This window comes from Burkholderia sp. GW821-FHT14F03 (genome assembly GCF_058803765.1).
This window is the reverse complement of the sequence record NZ_JBXAPG010000035.1, coordinates 1384-24738: the sequence shown is the minus strand read 5'-3', so window position 1 is coordinate 24738 and position 23355 is coordinate 1384. Positions and strand designations below refer to the sequence as shown.

Genomic DNA, 23355 nt, shown 5'->3' with positions numbered 1-23355 from the left:
ACGATGAACAATCCGCTGAGGTCCGGAGTACGTCCGTGGTGTATTGGCCGCCTGATGTTCGACCGGCCGATGTCGAGCGAGATTTCGAACCAGACCTACACATGGAGAGGCGAAAAACTGGTGACGATCCATGATACGTCGCTCGACGCTTATCGCAGCAAGGTCGGGGCGCGAGAGAACGAGCTTCGGACTAAAAAACGAGTGGATCCCGGGAATAGAAATGCCGAGACGTCCCACGCGTGGCTGGAGAAAGCATTTTCACCTGTGCAGAATTCCCGGGTCTTTATTTTCAATGATGCTGTAGCGACGGCATATAAACTCCCTTTCAACTCGGAGGGCTACATCCTTGTTGGACGTACACTTTTCAAAACCTCGGGGACTTTTGGTGCCACGGGCCTTGACCTCTCCGAAAGTGTCTATGAAGACATGTACAGACGCATCAAGGCACGCGATAACTGGGCAGTGCCCACGGAACCGGGCTTCTGCATAGACGGTGGGATCGTTACCGGATCTTCGACTTACACCGAGGAAGTCAGCCAGTCATTCGCGCTGATGCCGGGGCGGCCTGCGTTGCTACTGATTAAGCTGCGCGATTCGATGGACGACGACCAGGCTCAACCGCTCACCAAAAATCTGGCCGCGCTGCGCGCGCAACTCGATCGCATGCCGGGGAGCTATCGCATTCTGCGCAAGGGAAAGCGGGTGGTCGCCGGGATGAGCGCCGAGGAAGTGCTTTTTGCGCTTCAGGACGGCCCGGTTACGGTCTACCGCTTCTATCTGCTGGCGCCGGGCAATCCTGCCACGCTTGCACAACCGCATACCTCGGTCGAGTTGCTGATGGGCAACGCTTCTCGAAGCGATCTGCCGTCCGATGAGGCGACGTCCCCGGTCGACGAGGCGGGAGCGCTGCAGCTATGGGACACGCTGCTGAATAGCCTCCGCCCGCGACCTGACACAGTGTAGGAGGCGCAAATGCGGCGCTATGACATCGTGAAAGGCGACAAGACGACGGTAGGCGGCATCGTGCAAGGCGGTGATAGTTGCGACCGGCTCGGTGCGCGCGAGCAGGCTTATGAAAACGATCCGATCCTGTGTCCGGTCTGCGAGGCCGTCGGTGTGATCAAGTGCGAAGGCGCGCGCATTTCCATGACCGGTCCCGATGGGCGGCAGGCGGCCCTGAGCGATGATCTGTGCGTTTGCCTTTGTTCCCCGCATCCTCGTCTCGTTCCGTCGCAAACGACATCCTACGTCGACATATAGGCGGCCGCGCATATCGGCAGTCGGCCCGGTCCGGCCCGTTCCGGTGCGCCGCGGGCGTCCTCACCCAGGACGGGAGAGGGCGCAACCCAACGCGTTTCATGGACAGCAACAGTCGCCTTCGTTATATTTATAAAAATATAACGGGGACATTCATGAACATCGAGATGCAGCAAAGTGGCGCGGGCAAGCAGGCGGTCGGAAGCGCGTTTGTGCTGGAGCAGATGCGATTCGCCCGCGACAGGACCTGGGAAGTCGTCGAGCGCGTCGCGCAAGCGATCGAGCCGGGCATGCGGGAATCGGAAGCCGTCGCGCATTGCAAGGACGTGATCGCGACGTCGGGTGCCGATCGCATCTGGCATCCGGTCATCATCCGTTTCGGCGAAAACACACTGAAAACCTTCAAGCAGCGTTCGGACGACGATCCGCGCCTGCATGCCGACGATATCTTCTTCATCGATCTCGGCGTCGTCTGGAACGGCCACGAGGGTGACGCCGGCGCGACCTTCGTGGTGGGCGCGGATGAGGAGAAGCGCGCGTGCGCGTCGGCCGCCCGCATGCTGTTCGACGAGGTCGAGCAGCGCTGGCGCGACGGCGGCGTCGCCGGTACCGCGCTTTATGCATTCGCGGAGCAGCGCGCGGCCGAGATGGGCTGGCGTCTGAACCTGGATATCAAGGGGCATCGCGTCTCGGATTTTCCGCACGCGATCTACAAGGCGGGGAATCTCGGGGATTTCGACGCGCGTCCCGACGCCGGCCTGTGGATCCTGGAAATCCAGCTCGCGCATCCGACCCGGCCGTTCGGCGCTTTCTACGAAGACCTGCTGGTCTGACGCGGTGGGTGGCCGCCCGGGTGGGCGGCATGGATGGACGAACGGCGCGGCATCGGCCGGCGGGTCCGGTGTGGTCGCGTCGCGCAACTGAAGGAGTATGGTGTGCCCTTGCTTTTCTCGTCGGTCCGGGCGGCGCGCGTGGGGCCACGTCGATCGGCGCTACGCACCGCCGCGATCCTGACGCGGGTTCAAGCGTCGCATTGCCGTTGGCGCGCGACCGCGGCGTTGAAGAGGCCGTCGACTAGGTCGGGTGGATTGTCGGCGAGCAGGCCGAAGATCATGGCCGCAATCCCAATGCGCTAGCGTTACCGGCACCCAAATTGCTCGATATTCCATCAATGCGGGCCATCGGATATCACCTGAATCAAAAGATGTAGCGGTACCCCGCGCTGACGGACCAGGGCTTGCCCAGCCTCGCGCCATCGACGTACTCGTAGTCGACGTACAGCCGGTGGCTATCTCCCATCGAAGCAGAAACACCGAGCCCAAGCTCCGTGCGGCCGCCTGACAGATCCGTGCGCGTGGCGATGCCGTTCGTGCGCACGGTGCTCTTGCCATCGAACTCATGCGACCGCGCCAGCTTGACGTAGGGCTGCACGACATTCCCGTTGCCCAGTACGAAGCGCCGGCCCAGCAGCGACCCTGCGCGGAACTGCAGTGAAGCGCCGGAGCCGGCGGATACGTCGAGGCCATTGCTTGTCCGGTAACTGTCACCGCTGACGTGGTTAAGCGCCATGCCGGCTTGTGGTTCGATGAACCAACCCGCGCCCAGTTGCAGTTGCCGGCCAATTTCCAGGGTGGCGCCGATCGCGTTCTGCGATGTCTTGCCCTTTACCGAACGGCCGTCGGTTGTCTCGACCTTGAAGTCTTGCCGGAGATGGTTCGCTTTGAGTACGCCGTCGACGTACCAACCGGTATCGGCCAGCCACGTGGCATAGCCGCCCAGATGATAGCTATCGGCGCTGCCCCGGCCCTCGCCGGGGAATGTGCGATCCGAATAGCTGTAGCCGGCCAGGGCACCGACATACCAGCGTCCGCCATTGACGGTCAGCATTTTGTCCGCGCCCAGCTGCAAGCCCCCGAGGTTCTGCGCGAAGTCCCGGCCTCCCTTGTTGTCCAGCTTCTGGCGTTCGCCGAACCCCCGGACCCACAGACCATCGCGGCCATTGCCTTGGCGCAGCTCGCCCATGCGCCTGGTCAGCGCGGCTGACTCGGCGTACCAGATCGCCTGCGCCGTGCCGACGGCGGAGGTATTGATCGCGGCATTGGCCGTGGTCGACAAATGCTCCGGGCGCGGCCTGATTGGACCAGGCAGTATCACCGGTGGGGGCGCAGGCGGGAGCGTCGCCGGTGGTATTTCAGCTTCGGGGTCCACCGGCGGCGGTGATACGGGTGGGGGCGCCACGGGTGGTGGATCGGGGGGCAGCAGACGCGCGGTATTCACCAGGCTCCAATCCGAAGCCCGCCCGCCTACCGTGTCATTGGTTTTCAATTCATAGCGGTAAGTCCCGACATCCACGACCTGACCGTGATTGGCCAGCGAGAACAAGCCGGAGCCACCTTCGGTCTGGATCAGCGTGACGACGCCGTGCTCCGCCAAGGGCTCGGCTCCGCTATGGGCGATCAATACACGGTGGCTTCCTTCGACGGTGCCGACGCGCAGTTGGTCGGAATGGCCGGCCACGAGGTCGGTGCGCATTTCGAACAGGCCGCTGCCGCTGAGCGTACCGGAGACGTCGAGCACCTTGAAGCCGGTATTCGGCGTGGAGAACGAGATCGTGCCCGTCGTTTCCAGATCCTTCACCGCAGAATTGGCGCGCATTTGCCAGAGACTTCCGTCGTCGATGTTCAGCTTGTCGACGGTGCGGCCGCCGCGATCGAGCAATGCGCCGGTCAGCGTGGAACTGTCCCGCAGACTCACGCTGGCAGATCCGCTGTCGATCACTACATCGCCGACGAGCCGGCTTCGCTGCGCGTTGAGTTCCACGTGGCGGGCTGCGATGGCCGGGGCATTCGGATCGCTGTCGTTGATCCATTCATACACGTGCAGCGCGGCGCCATCGATGCCTGCCGCGCGCGATTTTCCAATGATCGTGGTGCCGATCAGGTCCGCCTTGAGGCCGCTGCCCGAGACGGCGATGCCGCTGCCATCCTCGGTTTCGATATGGCTATCGACGAGCGTGATTTCATTGTCCACGCCGGATTTTCTCGCATAGGCGTTCACGCCATCGGCGCCTTGGCCAAAAGTACGCAGAGCGACGCCATCCAGGGCGACGGACACCCCCGGGTTGCCCATCATCAGGGCCGTGGAGAAGTCACCGTGAGTGCGGACTTTCGTTCCGGTTGCCGTCAGGCGAGCGCCGTTGGCGAGCATGCCATAGGCCGTATTGCCATGGGTGACGACCGAACCGCCGTCGAGCGCTACGTTCGAGACTGCGGTGCGCGAGACCACTCCTATCGCCGAGTCGCCGAAGGTTTCGATGGCGACGCCACGCGCGCTGATGTTCGCCCGGCCGCCGCTGCCGGAATATAACTCCGAGGCGTAGAGGCCATGCCCGCTGCGACCATAAGTCGTAATCTTGCCGCCGTCCATGATGACTGTGCCATCGCGGGTATCGATTCCTACGCCATTGGGGCCGGTCATCTCGATGGTCGAATCCTTGAGGGTCGCGGCGCCCCTGCTTGGAAGCCAAAAGCCCGACACATAAGTGCCGTTGCTGGTGATCTGCACACGCTTCAAAGAGACCTGGACGCCGCTGCCTTGGGCGATGATGCCGTTGCCTGTCTCCGAGCGGATTATCACGTCCGTCAGGATTGCTTGGGATGGCATCAAGGTGGGACCTGATGCACTGCTCAGGAGAATGCCGAAGCTATAGGCATTGATGCTGCTTTGCGCAAGCGAGAGCGTACCGCCATAAGCGTCGACGCCCATGCCCCGGAGCGAGGAGATTGCCGTATTGGTTGCCGTCACGCTACCGCGATAGATGCCGATGCCGGTGTTTCCCCTCTGTTCTTCGGTGCTGTTGGCGTTGAGCCTCGCCTGGTCCAGGACGACGTGGCCGCCGTCCTGGGCACTCACCGCGGCGGCGTTAACGCCCAGGGCGGTGATTTTCACGTCCCGGCCGAAGATGGTCGCGCCATTGCCCTGGGCGATCAGGCCGTGGCTATCGCTGCCTTGGGTATGAATCGAACCACCGGTGATGTCTGCGCGGGCGCCATCCCTGACATGAACCGCATAGGAATGCAGCCCATCAGTGGTGATCGTGTTGCCGCTCAAAATGGCTTGGCTTCCCGTATGCCGCACCGCGACGCCTGTCGCATCCCTTGCCCCCAGCGCCTGAATCGCGCTGTTGGACAGCGTCAGCGTGCCCGCAGAGTCGACCGCGATACTGGCCGGTGCGGCTTGCCCGCCGGCGATACCTGACTGGATGACGACGCCATCGCCCGACAGGCTGTTTTCGGATCCGCTGATCGTGATTGCCGTGGCATCTTGTGTGATGACCGTGTCGCCGGGGTTGAGCACCATGCTTTCGCCCTGAGGGGTCGACAGGTTGATGCCGGGATGGGCATGCGCGGCCGCCGTTGTGGGTAGAGAGGGGAGCAGGGCCGTCAAGACGGCGAGGGAGAGCCGGGTTGGTCTGAGCGTCATTGAGGAGGTTCCGTCGAACGCATCTCTACGCGAAACTCCCCGGATCAGCAGGCGGGCACGAAAGCGACGGGCTAAGTTCGTAGAGCTGGGATTTGCTTGAGGGATTGGGACATTTCAAGCGATGCCATATTCTTGCTGCTCACCGTTTCGATGCCTATGAGACCGATCTTAAATATCGAGAGAATCGCCTTGCAGATGGGACGCGGCCCATTTCATTCGCGGCAATCCGCTCCATCGATTCCGGCAGCGCCAGCACATCGGACTTGACGGAGGCGGCGCCGCGACGCCCCGGATACAGGGCCTCCAGGGTGTCGTCGAGGCTGGCTCGGATACTTCTCAAGAAATGGCCGTGGACGTTCCTGCGGGCCGCGAAGAACGTCGTGAAATTGACCAATGACGCATCCTGTTGACGCGCACGCGTCTTCCCGCTCGGCCTGGATCAGGCCAGCGTACCGACGGCCTCGCTGAAGTGAACACGTTTCGTTGAGAGGCCGGCCGAGACGAGGATGCGCAGGAACGACAATCCTCGTTATGTTTTGCGGTATATTACGGTTCACCGAAGTCGCGAGGGACCGTCGATGTCGTGGTGGTTGCCGTGGTTGACCACGATTCCGCCGCGATGAGGGCGAGGCGGATGATCTGGCAAGGTTGTCGTTCATCCGGAGCGCGGGGTCGCGCGTCGAGCGGCGCGCGCATTCCATCGGCAAGATGGCTGCTGTGTGCGATCGCCTTGCGCTGCGCGTCCATAGCATATCTGCGGCACATCGGCTCCGAGGGGCTCCATCGCGCTCCCTGCCGCGTTTGACTTTTGTCGTGGCGCGCGCCATCGATGCCGATGGCGTGGCCTGCGTCGAACGTGTATGCGGCGGCCGCATGCACCGGCCGCTCAATGGTGCGACGCGGAGCCGCGCAACGATCCGACGGTGCCCACGGCGCGGAGCGAGGCGCCGGGCGCCGATCGATGACGGAATCCCGGCACGCCAACTGAAGGAACCGTTCGATGGACAAGCCTCCGTTCCAACTTTCCCGGCTGGTGTCCGGCCAGGCCGATGCGCCGCCGCTCCGTCCGTTCCAGGACCGTTGCTGCGAACCCGCATCGTCCGCCCGGCCGCTCGCGCCGCGCCGCGCGCGGCTCGCCGAACTCGACATGCACATCCATTGCTCAGTGATCGGCACCTGCCTGACAATCGGCGAATTGCGCAAGCTCGTGCCGCGTCACGCGGACATCGATCGCGAGCACGCCACCGATCTGCAGATCCATCACGCGGCAGTCGAACTCGCCGTGCAGGGCGGGGAGGGCGCGAAGGCGCTGCACAAGGCGCTCGACCAGCGCTATGCGGCGGCCATCAAGCGCTTCACACCGGTCAAGGATGTTGCCGGCCTGCGCGAACTTTGGCGCGAGGCGCTGAAGACGGGCGACGTGCCGCCCGCCTACTGGGCCGTGATGACGCATCCGGCCGCCACGCTGGAAATGCGCCAGCTCGCGTTCGGCGACGTCCACATGCTGTCGCATCTGGTGGGCGCGGCGAACCGCGCGGACATTCGCCGGCTGGTCGCGCTCGAGGAAGACAACGCCCAACTCAGGAACAAGATCGAGCGGCAGCAAGCGCGCTTCCAGGCGTTCGCGCTCGAACGCGACGCCGAAGCGCGCGCCCGGCGCGCGACGCTCGATGCCCGGCGCGCATCGCCGCGCGGCCCGGACGCGGAAGCGCCCGAGGCGGAAGCGGAGCGGTGGCGGGCGACGTTGGGCGAGCGCGACGATGCGCTCGCGCAGCAGGCTGGGCGTTGCGCCACACTCGAACGACGCCTGAAGGAAGAACAGGCGCGTGTGCAGACGCTGCGCGCGCAACTGCAGCAGACCTACGACCAGCTCGACGCACTGCGCGGCGAAGCGCTCGCGATGGAGCAGGCGGTGGTGCGCACGGCCGTCGAGGCCGACGGCGAAGCGGCGACGCTCGATTCGGTGCGCGGCAAGCGGATTGTCTACGTGGGGGGCCGTCCGGGTTCGACGGCGGCGATCCGCCGGCTCGTGGAGGCCGCGGGCGGCTGGCTGAACCTCCACGACGGCGGCATCGAGGATCGCAAGGGCCGGCTCGCGGCGCTGGTGCCGGGCGCGGACCTGGTGGTGTTCCCGGTCGACTGTGTCGATCACGATTCGATGAGCACGCTCAAGCGCCTATGCGAGCGTCATGGGGTGACCTATCACCCGCTCCGCACCGCGAGCGTGGCCAGCTTCGTCGACCTCGTGACGCGCGCGCCGGAGGCGGCCGTGGGCGCGCCCGGCTGCGGCCGCACGCCGGCGTTCTGCCTGCGCCACGGCTAGGGCTGGCGATGCGTCACGGCTGCATGAATTTCGTGAGGGCCGCGATCTGCCGGGCGCAGCTCGCTTCGGCCTGCCGCTCGATGTCGCGGTAGAGCCGGACCATCTCTTCGCCGACCGTCGTCAGCGCGCAGCCGCCGCCGCTGTGCCCGCCTTGTTCGGAGACGGTGGCGGGCGACTTCAGCGAACGGTTCAGTTCATCGATCAACATCCAGGCGCGGCGATACGACATGCCGAGGCTGCGCGCGGCCGCCGAGATCGAGCCGTGCTCGCGCACCGCTTCGAGAAGGGCCACCTTGCCAGGCCCGAGCGCGACCGTATCGCCGCGGCGGATGCGCATGCGGAAGCTGACGACGGGTGGGGTGCCGGGCGTGGCGGAAGTGGGGGATCGGCTCATGCGGGCAAGCATACACGAACGATGCTGCCGCCCGCCCCGCAGGCGGCTAGGCGCCTGGCGGGAAGCAGCGCGCGTGATCCTCGCAGCCGAAGCAGCCCGGTGCGGGCGCGGGCGGCGCGCCCTGGTCGAGGGCGACCTCGCGCGCGAGGAATTTCTTCCAGCGCAAGGCGGCCGTGTTGCGTGCGGCGAGCGCGGGGAAATAACGTTCCAGCAGCGCAGACACGTCATCGCGCCCGTCGAGCCCGAGATCGCGCCACAGATGATCCGGGCGCAGGCACGCATGCGCGATGATGGCGGCGAGACAGGCGGCGTCGCCGCGGTGCGCCGCGGCGCCGGCCTCGCGCATCAGCAGGCTGCGCAGCGTCGCGACGAAGGCGGCGTGCGGTGTGGGGATCGCCGTGGGCGGCGATGTCTCGACGACGCCGGGCCGCAGGCGCGGAAAATGCCGTGCGAGCAGCGCGCGCAGGCGCGCGGGCGACAGCCCGAGCGACGGGTCGAGCGTGGTCGGCGCATCTTCGCCGGCGCGCGCCGCGAGGAGCGTGGCGAACAGGCGGGCGTCGGTCGAGCCGGGATTCGCCGCGTCGATGAGCCGGGCGTGCAGCGCGCGCCGGGCGGCGAGGCTGCAACAGGCGTGCGCGGGGCTCATGGCGTTACTAGGCGCGCGACGATCCGGGTCAGCCGGTTGACGTGCCGGGGCGCGGGGAAGCGATCCGCACCGGAGTGGAGCACGGGCGCGCCCTCGGCTTCGTCGAGCGGCCGGCCGCCGCATTCGTGGGCGACGATCGCGTGGTCGCCGATCTCGGTGTTGAACAGCTCGTGCCAGGAAAACGTGACCGCGTAACCGTCGTGCCCGACGGCCAGGAGGATCATCCGCTTGAAGTCGCCGGGGGTGTCGGAGCGGAGTCCGGCGCGCGACAGGAGATCGGTCAGCCGCACGCCGCGGTACGGCTCGATCCGGCGGATGAAGCGCCGCGTCTTGAAGCAGCGCAGGTCGAACGGCTCGGCCGTGACGCTGTCGAGGCGGCGCAGCGCATCGAGGGACAGCGACAGCGGCTGGACCACGTCGCCGCTCACATCGAGGCGGCCGACTTCGGCCATGACGGATGGGGTCGATTCCGCATTGTCCATCCTCCGCCTCCAGGTCGATCCCGGGCGACTGCCCGAGCGTGATATCCGGGGCTATATTACGCGGCAACGCCGCGCCATGCTACGCGCGCCCCGATTCCAACTGCTCCACCGCGTCCTTCACCGCATCGCGAAAGCGCGTGAGCGCGGCGAGGTCGGGCGCGGGCGGCTGCATCGCGACCCACAGCATCTCGATCAACTGTTCCGCGGTCTGCTCGGTGTCGAGCTTGCGGCGGCCGAGGATCGCGTCCCACAGCACATGTTCCATCGGTCCGAACACCAGCGAGCGCAGCAGGCTGAGCGGCAGGTCGGAGCGCACCTGCCCCGTCGCCTGGCCGCGCGCGAGCACGTCCATCAAGGGCGCGGTGTAGCGCCGCTGCAATTCGGTCAGCTCGTCGCTGAGCGCATGCTGCTTGGCGCGCCCCTCGGACAGCACCAGCGCGCACAGCCCGGTGCCGTTCACGAGCATCAGCCGCAGGTGGGTGCGCACGATGAACGCGAACTGCTGGCGCACCGGCGCGTCGCGCGGCATGCCGTCCTCGAACGCCGCGATGATCTCGTCATACCAATCCGCGATCACGCGCGCGCACAGCTCGCGCTTGCCGCGGAAGTAATTGAACACCGTCGCCTCCGACACGCCGATGCGCTGCGCGATCTCGGCGGTCGTCGCGTGTTCGTAACCCTTTTCCGCGAACACGTCGCGGCCCGCCCGCAGGATGTCCTGCACGCGCTGCTGGGATTTCCGGCTCGCCGGCGCGCGCGCGAGATCGGGGCGCTCGGTCTTGAGGGAGGAGGTCATGAGTGGCTGCCTGCGAGGGATCCGATGCGCTCGATGATATCTGAGTGTCACTCAAAAAACTATTGACTCTATCCCGCATCCAGCGCGAAACTAGCCAAAATTTCCGCAAGATATCGTGCTGTATTGGTGAAATACGTGGTTTTGAGTGTTGCTCAAAATCACGCCCGCAGACTTTCTGGAGACGGAGGAGACATGAGCAACCTGCCCGGCGTGCAATTCATGCTCGGTGAAGACATCGACATGCTGCGCGACGCGATCGCGACGTTCGCGGCCAAGGAGATCGCGCCGCGCGCGGCCGAGATCGACCGCACCGATCAGTTCCCGATGGACCTGTGGCGCAAGCTCGGCGAGCTGGGCGTGCTCGGCATGACGGTCGCCGAGGAGTACGGCGGCGCGAGCCTCGGCTATACCGCGCACATGGTCGCGATGGAGGAGATCTCGCGGGCTTCCGCGTCGGTCGGCCTGTCCTACGGCGCGCACTCGAACCTGTGCGTGAACCAGATCCACCGTAACGGCACCGATGCGCAAAAGCGCAAATACCTGCCGAAGCTGGTGTCCGGCGAGCATGTCGGCGCGCTCGCGATGAGCGAGCCGAACGCGGGCTCCGACGTCGTCAGCATGAAGCTGCGCGCCGAGCGGCGCGGCGACCGCTACGTGCTCAACGGCACCAAGATGTGGATCACCAACGGCCCCGACTGCGACACGCTGGTCGTCTACGCGAAGACCGCGCCCGAGGCCGGCCCGCGCGGCATCACGGCGTTCCTGGTCGAGAAGGGCATGAAGGGTTTCTCGGTCGCGCAGAAGCTCGACAAGCTCGGCATGCGCGGCTCGCACACCGGCGAGCTGGTGTTCCAGGACGTCGAGGTGCCGGAGGAGAATATCCTCGGCGAACTGAACGGCGGCGTGAAGGTGCTGATGAGCGGCCTCGACTACGAGCGCGCCGTGCTCGCGGGTGGCCCGACCGGCATCATGGCCGCGTGCCTCGACGCGGTCGTGCCGTATATCCACGACCGCAAGCAGTTCGGCCAGTCGATCGGCGAGTTCCAGCTGATCCAGGGCAAGGTCGCCGACATGTACACCACCTTCCAGGCGTGCCGCGCGTACCTGTACGCGGTGGGCCGCCATCTCGACTCGATCTCGTCGGGCGGCCACGTTCGCCAGGTGCGCAAGGATTGCGCGGGCGTGATCCTGTACACGGCGGAGAAGGCCACCTGGATGGCGGGCGAGGCGATCCAGGTCCTCGGCGGCAACGGCTACATCAACGAATACCCGGTCGGCCGCCTGTGGCGCGACGCGAAGCTCTACGAGATCGGCGCGGGCACGAGCGAGATCCGCCGCATGCTGATCGGCCGCGAGCTGTTCGCGGAAACCGCCTGAGTCCACCGGGAGCACGCACGCGATGTCGATCATCGAATCCAGGCTGAATCCGCGTTCCGACGAGTTCCGCGCGAACGCGGCGGCGCTCGAGGCGCTCGTCGCCGACCTGCGCGCGAAAATCGATCAGCTCGCGCAAGGTGGCGGGCAGGCGGCCCGCGACAAGCACCTGTCGCGCGGCAAGCTGCTGCCGCGCGACCGGATCGCGCAGCTGCTCGATCCGGGCACGCCCTTCCTCGAACTGTCGCAGCTTGCCGCCTACGGCATGTACAACGACGACGCGCCGGGCGCGGGCGTCATCACCGGGATCGGCCGTATCGCCGGGCGCGAGTGCGTGATCGTCTGCAACGACGCGACCGTGAAGGGCGGCACCTACTATCCGATGAGCGTGAAGAAGCACGTGCGCGCACAGGAGATCGCGGCGGAAAACCGCCTGCCCTGCGTGTACCTCGTCGATTCGGGCGGTGCGAACCTGCCGAACCAGGACGACGTGTTTCCCGATCGCGATCATTTCGGGCGCATCTTCTTCAACCAGGCGACGATGTCGGCGGCCGGCATCGCGCAGATCGCCGTCGTGATGGGTTCGTGCACCGCCGGCGGCGCCTATGTGCCGGCGATGAGCGACGAATCGGTGATCGTCAAGAACCAGGGCACCATTTTCCTCGGCGGTCCGCCGCTCGTGAAGGCGGCCACCGGCGAGGAAGTCAGCGCCGAGGATCTCGGCGGCGGCGACGTGCACACACGGCTGTCCGGCGTGGCCGATCATCTCGCGCAGAACGATCCGCACGCGCTCGCGCTGGCGCGCGGCATCGTCGGCAATCTCGGCGGCAAGGCGCCGGCGCCGCTCGCGCTGCGCGCGCCGCTGCCGCCGCGCTACGATGCCGGGAGCCTGTATGGCGTGATTCCGGTCGATACGCGCAAGCCGTTCGACGTGCGCGAGGTGATCGCGCGGATCGTCGACGATTCGGCCTTCGACGAATTCAAGGCGCGCTTCGGCACGACGCTCGTCACGGGCTTCGCGCATATCTGGGGGCACCCGGTCGGGATCGTCGCGAACAACGGCATCCTGTTCTCCGAATCCGCCGTGAAGGGCGCGCATTTCATCGAGCTGTGCTGCCAGCGCAAGATCCCGCTCGTGTTCCTGCAGAACATCACGGGCTTCATGGTCGGCCGCAAGTACGAGAACGAGGGCATCGCGCGCCACGGCGCGAAGATGGTCACCGCCGTGGCGACCGCGAAGGTGCCGAAGTTCACCGTGATCATCGGCGGCTCGTTCGGCGCGGGCAACTACGGCATGTGCGGCCGCGCGTATTCGCCGCGCTTCCTGTGGATGTGGCCGAACGCGCGCATTTCGGTGATGGGCGGCGAGCAGGCCGCGTCGGTGCTCGCGACGGTGCGTCGCGACGGCATCGAGGCGAAGGGCGGCGCGTGGTCGGCGGAAGAGGAGGAGGCGTTCAAGCAGCCGATCCGCGACCAGTACGAGCGGCAGGGCCACCCGTATTACGCGAGCGCGCGCCTGTGGGACGACGGCGTGATCGATCCGGCGCAGACCCGCGACGTGCTCGGTCTCGGTCTCGCGGCCGCGATGAATGCACCGATCGAGGACACGCGCTTCGGCGTGTTCCGGATGTAAGGAGCCGATCATGCGATACGAAACGATCGAGGTGGGCGTCAGCGGCCGCGTCGCGTCCGTTACGCTCGCGCGCCCCGACGTGCGCAACGCGTTCAACGAGACGATGATCGCGGAGCTGACCGCGGCGTTCGGCGAACTCGACGCGAACGACGCGGTGCGCGTCGTGGTGCTTGCCGCGCAAGGCCCGGCGTTCTGCGCGGGCGCCGACCTGAACTGGATGAAGAAGATGGCGGGCTTCTCCGACGACGAGAACCGAGCCGACGCGCGTCTGCTCGCGCGGATGCTCGAAGCGATCTACCGCTGCGGCAAGCCGGTGATCGCGCGCGTGCACGGCGACGCCTACGCGGGCGGGGTCGGCCTCGTCGCGGCCGCCGACGTGGCGATCGCGGCCGACGGCGCGCGTTTCTGCCTGTCCGAGGCGCGGCTCGGCCTGATTCCCGCGACCATCGCGCCCTACGTGGTGCGTGCGCTGGGCGAGCGCGCGGCGCGCCGCTACTTCGCGACTGCCGAGGTGTTCGACAGCGCGTGCGCGGCGCAGCTCGGCTTCGTGCACGAGGTCGTGGCGGCCGAGGCGCTCGACGCGACGGTCGCGAAGCTCGCGGATGCGCTGGTCGCGAACGGTCCGCGGGCGGTGCGCGCCTGCAAGCGGCTGGTGGACGAGGTCGCCGGCCGCGAGATCGACGACGCGCTGATCGAGCGGACGGCCGCGCTGATCGCGCAGACCCGCGCGGGCGCGGAAGCGCGCGAGGGCATCGCTGCATTCCTGGAGAAACGCACGCCTGCCTGGCGCGCGTGACGACGCCTGCCGGCGCGCGCGATGGCGCGGGCCGGCATCCCGATTCGAGTGGGTTCTTCCTGTTTCCTGACAACCATGTTCGACAAGATCCTGATCGCCAACCGCGGTGAAATCGCCTGCCGGGTCGCCGCCACCTGCAAACGTCTCGGGATCGCGAGCGTCGCGGTCTATTCGGACGCCGACGCGAACGCGAAACACGTCGCCGCCTGTGACGAAGCCGTGCACATCGGCGGCGCGGCCGCGAGCGACAGCTACCTGCGCATCGAGCGCATCATCGACGCGGCGCGCGCCACGGGCGCGCAGGCCATCCATCCGGGCTACGGCTTCCTGTCGGAGAACGAGGATTTCGCGCAGGCGTGCGTGGCGGCCGGCATCGTGTTCATCGGGCCGCCCGTCGAGGCGATCGCGGCGATGGGCTCGAAGGCCGCCGCGAAGGCCCTGATGCACGCGGCCGCCGTGCCGCTCGTGCCCGGCTATCACGGCGACGACCAGACGCCGGCGCTGCTGCAGCGCGAAGCCGATGCGATCGGCTACCCGGTGCTGCTGAAGGCGAGCGCGGGCGGCGGCGGCAAGGGCATGCGGGTCGTCGAGCGCGCCGAGGATTTCGCGGCGGCGCTCGCGTCGTGCCAGCGCGAGGCGGCGAGCAGCTTCGGCAACGATCGCGTGCTGATCGAGAAGTACCTGCAGCGCCCGCGTCACGTCGAGGTGCAGGTGTTCGGCGACCGGCACGGCAATACCGTCTATCTGTTCGATCGAGACTGCTCGGTGCAGCGTCGCCATCAGAAGGTGCTCGAGGAAGCGCCCGCGCCGGGGCTCGACGCCGCGCTGCGCCAGGCGATGGGCGAGGCGGCGGTCGCGGCCGCGCGCGCGGTCGGCTATGTCGGCGCGGGCACGGTCGAATTCATCATGACGGGCGACGCGTTCTATTTCATGGAAATGAACACGCGCCTCCAGGTCGAGCATCCGGTCACCGAGATGGTGACGGGGCTCGATCTGGTCGAGTGGCAATTGCGGGTGGCGGCGGACGAGCCGCTGCCGCTGCGCCAGGACGCGCTGCGCGTGAGCGGACATGCGATCGAGGCGCGGCTGTATGCGGAGAACCCGGCGCGCGGCTTCCTGCCGTCGACCGGCCGGCTCAAGCATCTGCGGCTGCCCGAGGGCGTCGAGTTCGCGCTGGGCGCGCCGGTGCGCGTCGACAGCGGGGTGCGCGAGGGCGATTCGATCACGCCGTTCTACGATCCGATGATCGCGAAGCTGATCGTGCACGGCGCGGACCGCGCGGCGGCGCTGGCGCTGATGCTGCGCGCGCTGCGCGCCTGTGAGGTGGTCGGGCTGCATACCAATGCGGCGTTCCTGCAGCGCATCGTCGCGAGCCGGCCGTTCGCCGAGGCCGATCTCGATACCGGCTTGATCGAACGCAACCACGACGCGCTGTTCGCGCCTCGGCAGCGGCCGCGCGCGGCGCTCGCGCTGGCTTGCGCGGCGCGGCTCGCGCGCGACCGGGACGCTGCGGCAGGCGGTCCTGCGGCAGGATCGCCCGTGTCGCCGTGGGGTGGCCTGTCCGACTGGCGGCTGAACGCCGGCTACCGGCGCTTGCTCGAATGGCGCGCTGACGACGATAGCGCGACGCTCACGGCCGACTACACGGCGGACGGCGGCGCGGCCACGCTCGCGGTCGACGGCGCGCCGGCCGAGACGTTCGCGTGGACGCGCGGCCCGGGCCCGCTCGACTACGAGGTCACGCTGGGCGGGGTGCGCTCGGGCGGCCGCGTGCATGTCGACGGCGATGCGTTCCAGGTGTTCACGCAGGGCCACGCCTACGCGTTCGAATGGAACGACCTGCTCGCGCACGCGGCGGACACCGATCACGGCGGGGGCCGGCTGACCGCGCCGATGCCGGGCAAGGTCATCGCGGTGCTGGTCGAGCCCGGCCAGCGGGTCGAGCAGGGCGCGCCGCTCATCGTGATGGAAGCGATGAAGATGGAGCATACGATCGGTGCGCCGGCGGCGGGCGTCGTGAGCGAGGTGCTCTACGCGGTTGGCGACCAGGTCGCCGACGGCGCGCAGTTGCTCGTGATGGCGCAGGCCTGAACGAGGGTGCGATCGCGCGGTCGACCTTAACGAAATCTGACAGTCGCGGCCGGGGATGTCGGCTAGACTCGACGAACACTATTCGGGGCGCGCCGCGCGGCGTAGGACAGGGCACTCAACGGGCCGGTAGCGCGCTACACTGCGACTTCCAACCTCCCTCCTGCATATAATGACGCCCCCTGTCGAATTGAACGGCTTGCGGATCGGCATCACGATCGGCCTTCGCGAGCCGAATGAAAGCCTCTGGATCAACGGCATCAAGCAAAATGCGTTGTTCCTCGCCAAGCTCCTGATGAAATCGTCGCGCGCCTATCGCGTGACGATGGTCAACACCACCGACGTCGCGCTGACCGACGCGCTGCCGTGGGACCGCCGGATCTTCGACACCCAGTCGTTCACGACGATGAAGGATTCGCTCGACGTGCTGATCGAGCTGGGCGGCCAGATCGACGGCGAGCAGACCGCCTACCTGAAGGCGCGCGGCGTCAAGATCGTCAGCTATTGCTGCGGGTTCGAATACATCCACGCGACGCAATCGATCCTGTTCGGCCGCCGCATGTGGGACACGCTGTTCATCAATCGCGGCTACGACGAGATCTGGGCGATTCCGCAAATCGCGCCGTCGTCGCTGCCGTTCCTGCAGTCGCTGCGGCGCGCGCCCGGGCGCGTGGTGCCGTTCGTCTGGGATCCGATGTTCCTGACCGAACGCGCCCGCCTGCTGCCCGAGCGCGGCGAGTACCGGCCGAGCGGCCAGCGCGCGAAGCGGCTGACGATCATGGAGCCGAATCACGACGTCGTGAAGTTCTGCCTGTACCCAATGCTGATCATCGACGAGGTCTATCGCCGCGAGCCGGAGGCGATCGCGTTCACGCACGTCACCAATGCGGAGCGTCTCGCGCACGAAAGCCCGGAATTCGTGATGCTGATGAATTACCTCGAGATCGTGCGCGCGAGCAAGGCGAGCTTCGTCGGCCGCTTCGAAACGCCCGCGTTCCTCGCGGAGTTCACCGACGTCGTGGTGTCCCATCAGTGGGAAAACCCGCTCAACTACTTCTACTTCGACGTGTGCTGGCAGGGCTATCCGCTCGTTCACAACGCGCACCTCGTGCCCGATCTCGGCTACTACTACCCGGAGAACGACGTGGAGGCCGGCGCGGAAGTGCTGACCCGCGTGCTGCACGAGCACGACGGCGACTGGGAAGGCTACACCGCGCGCCAGCGTGGGCTGCTGCGCCGGTATACGTCGAAGAATCCGTCGCTGGTCGCCGAATACGACGTGCTGCTCGCGAACCTGGTGGGCGTGCATCCCTGACGCTTCGTCGCGCGCCGCGATGCAAAACGGGCCTGGACGCGCAGCGCGCATCCAGGCCCGTTTGCCGTGGGGCGTGGCGGGCGCGCCCGCCCGCCGTCACTCGCCGGGGGCGCCCGGTATCTGCCCCTGATTCTGGCGCGGCACGTAGCCGGTCAGGCGCCATTTGCCGTCGTCGAGCCGGAAGCTGAGCTTCTCGAAGGCAATCTTGCCCGAGGCCAGCGTGCTCGCGTAGTCGACGTTCGCATACAGGCCGTCCGGCACCGCCTTCGAGTTCGTGAACTGGATCCGCGTGATCGCCGCCCAGCCGCGCTGCGTGACCGTGCCGAGCGACTTGCGCGCCAGCAGCGTCTCGCTGACGAACTGCTGCTGCGTGACCTTGCTCTTCACGAACGGCGCGACGTCGGCCCAGACGTCGTCGACGCGCCCCGCGTCGAGCTGGCCCACGATGCGGTCGGCGTCGGCGAGGAGTTCGTCCGCCGACGTGCCCGGCTGCTGCGCATGGCCGAGCGCGGCGGTCGCGGCCAGCAGGCCGCCGATGATCCAGTGAGCGAAGGTAGGTTTCACGGGGCTTCTCCTGGCGGATGGTCGGGCGTCAGAGATACATCGCGGCGAGCGCGTCGGTGTAGGCCGCCACGTTGTCGGGGTTGTAGATGCTGACGGAATCGAGCAACTGCTTCGAATGCTCGCGATACGCGTCGAGATTGCGGTCGTGTTCGTGGAACGCCTTGAGCAGCTGGCGCCCGCCTTCCTGGCAATCGAAATCCGGATAGTAATAGCCGCATTTGCCCAGGTAAGGCGAGTTGTGGATCAGCGGATAGTCGCCGTACAGCAGCTCGTAGTACAGGTAGTTCTGCGCGTTCTCCCAGGTGTGGGACACCACGGCGTCGCCGTGCGCGGCCATGAACTCGTAGATCGCGAAGCGGCCTTCGAAGGTGGTCAGGCTGTGCGCGACGATGTCGAGGCTGCGCGCGAAGTTGACGAAGGTCGTGTGTTCCTTCATGTGCAGCGTGTTGCACACGCGCACGAACTCGATGAACGACGGCTCGGCCCGATAGGCCTCTTCCGTCACCAGCATCGGGATGATGCTGGTCTTCACCATGCAGATGTTCGGCTCGTACATCGTCACGCGCCAGCGCGGCTTGCCCGGCTGATAGCCGTAAGTGAGCCCTGCGCCGAGCGTCGCGCGCGCCTTGTCGAACAGCAGCGGGTGCCAGATGTGCGGGACGATGGTGACCGGGCAGCGCAGGCCGGTTTCCAGGTAGTGCTGGCACGAGTGCTCGAACTCCGGGATGGTCCACACGCCGTCGTAGGTCGCGCCCGAGAACAGGAAGCCGGACGGCTTCTTGAAGATCGCGCGCTCGATGTCGATCACGTAGTCGTTGCCGACCCGCATCGTCACGACCTTGCCGCCCTTCGCGCGATACGCGGCGATCCAGTCGGCGTTGAACTGCGCGCTCATCTCGATCAGGACGTCGCAGCGCTCCATGGCCTCGTCCATCGACAGCAGCGGCACGTTCCACTCGCCGAGCATCAGCTGCGGATCGGCCGCGCTGCTGCCGCCGTTGACCATCACGGCCTCGGCGACGAGCGGCGACTGGCGCAGCATCAGCACGAGCAGCAGGCAGTTCTGGAAGATGCCGTTTTCCCACAGGGACTGGCCGGCGCCGCGCACGAACAGCGAGACGCCGACGACGAGGCGCTTGCCGCCGTTCTGCACGTCGCGGCCGGTGATATCGTCAGTCATGCGAAGTCTCCGGATGGTCAGGCGCGGGCGTAGAGACGCTCGACGAAAGCATCGATGTTCCTGGGGTTGTCGATCGAGACGTCGTGCAGAAGGGCATTGGCTTTGGTGCGATAGTCGTCGAAATGGGCGTCATGGTTGCGCCACGCGTCGAGCAGCGCGCGGCCGCCGGAGACGGAGTCGAACCCGGTGTAATAGTACCCCGCGTCACCCAGCAGCTTCGAGTTGTGCACGAGCGGGTAGCCGCCGTACAGCACGTCGTAGTACAGGTAGTTCTGCGGATTTTCCCAGTGGTGCGAGATCACGGCATCCGCGTGCTGCGCCATGAACGAGGGCAGGTCGATGCGCGGCTCGAAGGTGGCCTTCTGCTGGCGCACCAGGTCGAGGCTGTTCGCGAAGTGCACGAAGGTCGGGTGCTCCTTCAGGTGCATCGCGTTGACCACGTACAGGTGCTCGACCGCGTCCGGCTGCGCGCGGTAGAACTCCTCGGCGGCGAGCATCGGATAGTGGCAGGTCTTCACGACCGAGATGTTCGGTTCGAGGATCGACAGCCGCCATTTCGCGCGGCCGGGACGGTAGCCGAACGTGAGGCCCGCGGCTTCCAGCTCGCGGGCGCGGCGGTCGATGAAGTAGGGCGACCAGATGTGCGGGATCACGTGCACCGGGGCGCGCGTCAGCGTGCGCAGGAGCGGCGCGTCGATCTTCTCGGATTTCGGCAGGATCCACACTTCGTCGAACGGGCCGCCGTTGAAGATGTGGCCGGACGGCAGCTCGAACATCGGCGTCTCGCACAGCCCGGTGTAAGTGTGGCCGACGAAGCACACCACGAGCTTCTTGCCGAGCGCCTTCATGTACTTGAGCCAGTCGACCTGCAACTGCGCGCCCATCTCGATCACGACGTCCAGATCGTGGGATACGTCGCGCGGATTGACGAGCGGGATGTCGAGGCCGGCGAGATCGAGCCCGGCCGGTAGCCGGCTGGCGTCGCCGCCGTTCAGGAAGTAGATCGGGCCGATCCGGTCCGATTTTTTGAGCAGCATCGCGAGGTACGCGATGTTCTGATGGATGCCGTTTTCCCAGATCGCCTGACCGTCACGGGCGAACAGCGAGATGCCGACGGCCAGGCGCTTGTCGCCCGTGGGGCGGGAGGCGGTTTGCGTTTCGTATGTCACCAACTGTATCCATAACCGGCACCGTAGGCGGTATTGCTACCCGCAACCCCGACGCCCATCTTGAGAATGCCATTGGTCGTCACGTGGGCGCTGGCACCGAATGCCGTGCCAGTCTGGCCCGCGAAGCGCGCCACGCCGACCGCTACGTTGATCGTCTTGCCGGGTTCGACCTGCGGCATCATCGTCAGCGCGGTGACGGCGGCGACGCCTTGACGCGCCATCGTATCCGTCTGCTGCAGCTGTTGCTGGGTTTGCTGCAACTGCGTGCCCAGATTGTTGATCGAGGTTTGCTGCCCGGTCAAGGATTGTGACACAGATGTCGACAGGGCATTCAACTGGTTGAGGTTGACCGCGTCGGTGCCCTGCGTGCCGGCCGCGACGTTGGTGATCTGGCGCTGCTGGGTGCTGCTGCCGACCGAGACCACGTTCGAGCGGCCGCCGTCGGTGGAGTTCGCGCCGATCGCGACCGAGTTCGAACCGGCGGTGACCGTCGGCTTGTCGTTGCTGGCGCCGTTCATGTCGGCCGCGATGCCGCCGGTGTTGGCGGTGCGGGTCGTGTTGTTGTTGATCGAGGTCGACAGCGACGAGATCTGGTTGTTGATGTTGGTCACGCCGCTCGACAGCGAGGCGACGTTGCTGTTGGTGGTGCTGAGGCCGGTGGACAGCGAGTTGACGGCGGTCGAGGTCGAGGTCGACAGCGAGGCGACGTTGCTGTTGGTGGTGCTGAGGCCGGTGGACAGCGAATTGACGGCGGTCGAAGTCGAGGTCGACAGCGACGACACCGTGCTGTTGGTGCTGCTCAGTCCGCTCGACAGCGAGCCGATCTGGCTGCTGGCGCTCGACAGGCCGGTGGACAGCGAGTTGACGGCGGTCGAGGTCGAGGTCGAGAGCGAGGCGACGTTGCTGTTGGTCGTGCTGAGGCCGGTGGACAGCGAGGCGACGTTGCTGTTGGTCGCGAACAGCTGGCTGCCGTTGATCGCGTCGGTGCTGGTCGCGGTGACTTGTCCGGCGGCGACGTTGGTGACCTGGCGTTCCGCGCCCGGCGCGCCGACGCTGAACACGCCGACCGGGTTGCTGCCCGCGAAGGTGCCGAAGGTCAGTCCACCGACGGTGGCTGACGAGACCGGGACGGCGGCGGACGTGGTGGCGCCGTTGCCGATCGCGACCGAGTTGTCGATGTTGGCGACTGCGTTCGGCCCGATCGCGACGCTGTTCTGGCCGGTGGCCTGGCTGTCGGGGGCGGTCGAGTTGGCATGGAAGTACTTGATGCCGTTCGCGTTGATGTTGTCGATCGCCGAGCCGACGTTGTTGTTGGTCGTGGTCGTGCCGTTGGTGTTGTAGGTGATGTAGGCCGGGGCGGAAATGGTGCCGGTGGCCGGGTTGTAGGTTGCACCGCCGCCCAGCGCCGCGGCGGTGCTGGTGCCGAGGTTGTTGGTGTTGGTGGTGATCGAGCTGATGCTGGTCGACAGTGAGCTGATGCCGGTCGAGGTCGAGGTCGACAGCGATACGACGTTGCTGTTGGTCGTGCTCAGGCCGGTGGACAGCGAGCCGATGCCGGTCGAGGTCGAGGTCGACAGTGACGCGATGTTGCTGTTGGTCGTGCTCAGGCCGGTGGACAGCGAGCCGATGCCGGTCGAGGTCGAGGTCGACAGCGACGCGATGTTGCTGTTGGTGGTGCTGAGGCCGGTGGACAGCGAGCTGATGCCGGTCGACGTGGAGGTCGACAGCGAGGCGACGGTGCTGTTGGTGGTGCTCAGGCCAGTGGACAGCGAGCTGATGCCGGTCGACGTGGAGGTCGACAGCGAGGCGACGGTGCTGTTGGTCGTGCTGAGGCCGGTGGACAGGGAACTGATGCCGGTCGATGTCGAGGTGGACAGCGAGGCGATCGAGCTGTTGGCCGACGAGAGGCCGGTCGACGTGGAGGTCGACAGCGACGCGATGTTGCTGTTGGTCGTGCTGAGGCCGGTCGAGAGCGAGCTGATGCCGGTCGAGGACGAGGTCGACAACGACACGATGTTGCTGTTGGTCGTGCTCAAGCCAGTGGACAGGGAACTGATGCCGGTCGAGGTCGAGGTCGAGAGCGACGCGATGTTGCTGTTGGTCGTGCTGAGGCCGGTGGACAGCGAACTGATGCCGGTCGAGGTCGAGGTCGAGAGCGACGCGACGTTGCTGTTGGTGGTGCTGAGGCCGGTGGACAGCGAGCTGATGCCGGTCGAGGTCGAGGTGGACAGCGAAGCGATCGAGCTGTTGGCCGACGACAAGCCGGTCGACGTGGAGGTCGAGAGCGAGGTGACCGTGCTGTTGGTGGTGCTGAGGCCGGTCGAGAGCGAACCGATGCCGGTCGAAGTCGAGGTGGACAGCGAAGCGATCGAGCTGTTGGCCGTCGAGAGACCGGTCGACGTGGAGGTCGACAGCGACGTGACGGTGCTGTTGGTGGTGCTCAAGCCGGTGGACAGCGAGCTGATACCCGTCGAAGACGAGGTGGACAGCGAGGCGATCGAGCTGTTGGCCGATGACAAGCCGGTCGACGTGGAGGTCGACAGCGAGGTGACCGTGCTGTTGGTGGTGCTGAGGCCGGTCGAGAGCGAGCCGATGCCGGTCGAAGTCGAGGTGGACAGCGAAGCGATCGAGCTGTTGGCCGACGACAAGCCGGTCGACGTGGAGGTCGACAGCGAGGTGACCGTGCTGTTGGTGGTGCTGAGGCCGGTGGACAGCGAGCTGATGCCGGTCGAGGTCGAGGTGGACAGCGAGGCGATCGAGCTGTTGGCCGACGACAAGCCGGTCGACGTGGAGGTCGACAGCGACGTGACGGTGCTGTTGGTGGTGCTCAAGCCGGTGGACAGCGAGCTGATACCC

20 protein-coding genes are annotated in these 23355 nt (G+C 66.5%); 9 read left to right on the top strand and 11 right to left on the bottom strand.

Annotation, left to right across the window (positions count from 1 at the left end):
* Positions 1–3 precede the first annotated feature (3 nt).
* The 3 genes from AC1RQF_RS22680 (at position 4) to AC1RQF_RS22670 (ending at position 2090) form a co-directional block, all read left to right on the top strand.
* Positions 4–963: a T6SS immunity protein Tli4 family protein gene (locus tag AC1RQF_RS22680; RefSeq protein ID WP_492873004.1), complete on the top strand. Its 960-nt coding sequence runs from the start codon at positions 4–6 to the stop codon at positions 961–963.
* A 9-nt stretch (positions 964–972) separates the two neighbouring features.
* Complete coding sequence (locus tag AC1RQF_RS22675; RefSeq protein ID WP_273997605.1) at positions 973–1260, top strand: PAAR domain-containing protein; 288 nt, start codon at positions 973–975, stop codon at positions 1258–1260.
* A 152-nt stretch (positions 1261–1412) separates the two neighbouring features.
* A complete protein-coding gene (locus AC1RQF_RS22670) occupies positions 1413–2090 on the top strand; it encodes a M24 family metallopeptidase (RefSeq protein WP_492873003.1) in 678 nt (225 codons plus the stop codon).
* A 364-nt stretch (positions 2091–2454) separates the two neighbouring features.
* Here the strand turns inward: AC1RQF_RS22670 and AC1RQF_RS22665 are convergent, their stop codons facing one another.
* The 3 genes from AC1RQF_RS22665 to AC1RQF_RS22655 all read right to left on the bottom strand — a co-directional run bounded on the left by AC1RQF_RS22665 (position 2455) and on the right by AC1RQF_RS22655 (position 6486).
* On the bottom strand, positions 2455–5739 hold the full coding sequence (locus tag AC1RQF_RS22665) for an autotransporter outer membrane beta-barrel domain-containing protein (RefSeq protein WP_492873002.1): 3285 nt from the start codon (positions 5737–5739) through the stop codon (positions 2455–2457).
* A 154-nt stretch (positions 5740–5893) separates the two neighbouring features.
* Positions 5894–6133, bottom strand: a complete 240-nt coding sequence (locus AC1RQF_RS22660; protein ID WP_492873001.1) for a hypothetical protein — start codon at positions 6131–6133, stop codon at positions 5894–5896.
* Positions 6134–6285: 152 nt separating this feature from the next.
* Positions 6286–6486, bottom strand: coding sequence for a hypothetical protein (locus AC1RQF_RS22655; RefSeq protein WP_492873000.1), 201 nt, complete (start codon positions 6484–6486; stop codon positions 6286–6288).
* Positions 6487–6739: 253 nt separating this feature from the next.
* Here AC1RQF_RS22655 and AC1RQF_RS22650 point away from each other — a divergent pair, with 253 nt between their 5' ends.
* Positions 6740–8062, top strand: a complete 1323-nt coding sequence (locus AC1RQF_RS22650) for a DUF2325 domain-containing protein (protein WP_492872999.1) — start codon at positions 6740–6742, stop codon at positions 8060–8062.
* A 13-nt stretch (positions 8063–8075) separates the two neighbouring features.
* Here the strand turns inward: AC1RQF_RS22650 and AC1RQF_RS22645 are convergent, their stop codons facing one another.
* From AC1RQF_RS22645 to AC1RQF_RS22630, 4 genes are all read right to left on the bottom strand, one after another.
* Complete coding sequence (locus tag AC1RQF_RS22645) at positions 8076–8468, bottom strand: winged helix-turn-helix domain-containing protein (RefSeq protein ID WP_443111480.1); 393 nt, start codon at positions 8466–8468, stop codon at positions 8076–8078.
* A 34-nt stretch (positions 8469–8502) separates the two neighbouring features.
* Complete coding sequence (locus AC1RQF_RS22640) at positions 8503–9102, bottom strand: nitrogen fixation protein NifQ (RefSeq protein WP_492872998.1); 600 nt, start codon at positions 9100–9102, stop codon at positions 8503–8505.
* Positions 9099–9554: a molybdopterin-dependent oxidoreductase gene (locus AC1RQF_RS22635; protein WP_492872997.1), complete on the bottom strand. Its 456-nt coding sequence runs from the start codon at positions 9552–9554 to the stop codon at positions 9099–9101. Before AC1RQF_RS22635 ends, AC1RQF_RS22640 begins: the two co-directional genes overlap by 4 nt.
* 109 nt (positions 9555–9663) lie before the next feature.
* Positions 9664–10380, bottom strand: a complete 717-nt coding sequence (locus AC1RQF_RS22630) for a TetR/AcrR family transcriptional regulator (protein WP_492872995.1) — start codon at positions 10378–10380, stop codon at positions 9664–9666.
* 192 nt (positions 10381–10572) lie between these two features.
* Here AC1RQF_RS22630 and AC1RQF_RS22625 point away from each other — a divergent pair, with 192 nt between their 5' ends.
* The 5 genes from AC1RQF_RS22625 to AC1RQF_RS22605 all read left to right on the top strand — a co-directional run bounded on the left by AC1RQF_RS22625 (position 10573) and on the right by AC1RQF_RS22605 (position 17586).
* On the top strand, positions 10573–11757 hold the full coding sequence (locus AC1RQF_RS22625) for an isovaleryl-CoA dehydrogenase (protein WP_273997616.1): 1185 nt from the start codon (positions 10573–10575) through the stop codon (positions 11755–11757).
* A 22-nt stretch (positions 11758–11779) separates the two neighbouring features.
* A complete protein-coding gene (locus AC1RQF_RS22620; RefSeq protein ID WP_273997618.1) occupies positions 11780–13387 on the top strand; it encodes a carboxyl transferase domain-containing protein in 1608 nt (535 codons plus the stop codon).
* A 10-nt stretch (positions 13388–13397) separates the two neighbouring features.
* On the top strand, positions 13398–14183 hold the full coding sequence (locus tag AC1RQF_RS22615) for an enoyl-CoA hydratase/isomerase family protein (protein ID WP_492872993.1): 786 nt from the start codon (positions 13398–13400) through the stop codon (positions 14181–14183).
* 75 nt (positions 14184–14258) lie between these two features.
* The gene (locus AC1RQF_RS22610) at positions 14259–16274 is read left to right on the top strand and encodes an acetyl/propionyl/methylcrotonyl-CoA carboxylase subunit alpha (protein WP_492872992.1); all 2016 of its coding nucleotides are present in this window, start codon (positions 14259–14261) and stop codon (positions 16272–16274) included.
* A gap of 169 nt (positions 16275–16443) precedes the next feature.
* The gene (locus AC1RQF_RS22605; protein ID WP_273997621.1) at positions 16444–17586 is read left to right on the top strand and encodes a DUF2827 domain-containing protein; all 1143 of its coding nucleotides are present in this window, start codon (positions 16444–16446) and stop codon (positions 17584–17586) included.
* Between the two features lie 96 nt (positions 17587–17682).
* Here the strand turns inward: AC1RQF_RS22605 and AC1RQF_RS22600 are convergent, their stop codons facing one another.
* The 4 genes from AC1RQF_RS22600 to AC1RQF_RS22585 form a co-directional block, all read right to left on the bottom strand.
* Positions 17683–18150, bottom strand: a complete 468-nt coding sequence (locus tag AC1RQF_RS22600; protein WP_273997622.1) for a DUF4019 domain-containing protein — start codon at positions 18148–18150, stop codon at positions 17683–17685.
* A 28-nt stretch (positions 18151–18178) separates the two neighbouring features.
* Positions 18179–19330 carry a DUF2827 domain-containing protein gene (locus tag AC1RQF_RS22595; RefSeq protein WP_273997623.1) on the bottom strand — a complete coding sequence of 384 codons (1152 nt, stop codon included), beginning with the start codon at positions 19328–19330 and terminating at the stop codon, positions 18179–18181.
* Positions 19331–19347: 17 nt separating this feature from the next.
* A complete protein-coding gene (locus tag AC1RQF_RS22590) occupies positions 19348–20499 on the bottom strand; it encodes a DUF2827 domain-containing protein (RefSeq protein ID WP_273997624.1) in 1152 nt (383 codons plus the stop codon).
* On the bottom strand, positions 20496–23355 hold a 2860-nt coding region (locus tag AC1RQF_RS22585; RefSeq protein WP_492872991.1), incomplete at its 5' end, for a YadA family autotransporter adhesin. The genes AC1RQF_RS22585 and AC1RQF_RS22590, both read right to left, overlap by 4 nt.

What these genes read in the sequence shown, in the direction of transcription:
- AC1RQF_RS22630 (WP_492872995.1), bottom strand. Translation starts at nt 10,380, where the DNA reads ATGACCTCCTCCCTCAAGACCGAGCGCCCCGATCTCGCGCGCGCGCCG.
- AC1RQF_RS22670 (WP_492873003.1), top strand. Translation starts at nt 1,413, where the DNA reads ATGAACATCGAGATGCAGCAAAGTGGCGCGGGCAAGCAGGCGGTCGGA.
- AC1RQF_RS22680 (WP_492873004.1), top strand. Translation starts at nt 4, where the DNA reads ATGAACAATCCGCTGAGGTCCGGAGTACGTCCGTGGTGTATTGGCCGC.
- AC1RQF_RS22625 (WP_273997616.1), top strand. Translation starts at nt 10,573, where the DNA reads ATGAGCAACCTGCCCGGCGTGCAATTCATGCTCGGTGAAGACATCGAC.
- AC1RQF_RS22595 (WP_273997623.1), bottom strand. Translation starts at nt 19,330, where the DNA reads ATGACTGACGATATCACCGGCCGCGACGTGCAGAACGGCGGCAAGCGC.
- AC1RQF_RS22665 (WP_492873002.1), bottom strand. Translation starts at nt 5,739, where the DNA reads ATGACGCTCAGACCAACCCGGCTCTCCCTCGCCGTCTTGACGGCCCTG.
- AC1RQF_RS22645 (WP_443111480.1), bottom strand. Translation starts at nt 8,468, where the DNA reads ATGCTTGCCCGCATGAGCCGATCCCCCACTTCCGCCACGCCCGGCACC.
- AC1RQF_RS22605 (WP_273997621.1), top strand. Translation starts at nt 16,444, where the DNA reads ATGACGCCCCCTGTCGAATTGAACGGCTTGCGGATCGGCATCACGATC.
- AC1RQF_RS22615 (WP_492872993.1), top strand. Translation starts at nt 13,398, where the DNA reads ATGCGATACGAAACGATCGAGGTGGGCGTCAGCGGCCGCGTCGCGTCC.
- AC1RQF_RS22675 (WP_273997605.1), top strand. Translation starts at nt 973, where the DNA reads ATGCGGCGCTATGACATCGTGAAAGGCGACAAGACGACGGTAGGCGGC.
- AC1RQF_RS22620 (WP_273997618.1), top strand. Translation starts at nt 11,780, where the DNA reads ATGTCGATCATCGAATCCAGGCTGAATCCGCGTTCCGACGAGTTCCGC.
- AC1RQF_RS22655 (WP_492873000.1), bottom strand. Translation starts at nt 6,486, where the DNA reads ATGGACGCGCAGCGCAAGGCGATCGCACACAGCAGCCATCTTGCCGAT.
- AC1RQF_RS22650 (WP_492872999.1), top strand. Translation starts at nt 6,740, where the DNA reads ATGGACAAGCCTCCGTTCCAACTTTCCCGGCTGGTGTCCGGCCAGGCC.
- AC1RQF_RS22610 (WP_492872992.1), top strand. Translation starts at nt 14,259, where the DNA reads ATGTTCGACAAGATCCTGATCGCCAACCGCGGTGAAATCGCCTGCCGG.
- AC1RQF_RS22640 (WP_492872998.1), bottom strand. Translation starts at nt 9,102, where the DNA reads ATGAGCCCCGCGCACGCCTGTTGCAGCCTCGCCGCCCGGCGCGCGCTG.
- AC1RQF_RS22635 (WP_492872997.1), bottom strand. Translation starts at nt 9,554, where the DNA reads ATGGCCGAAGTCGGCCGCCTCGATGTGAGCGGCGACGTGGTCCAGCCG.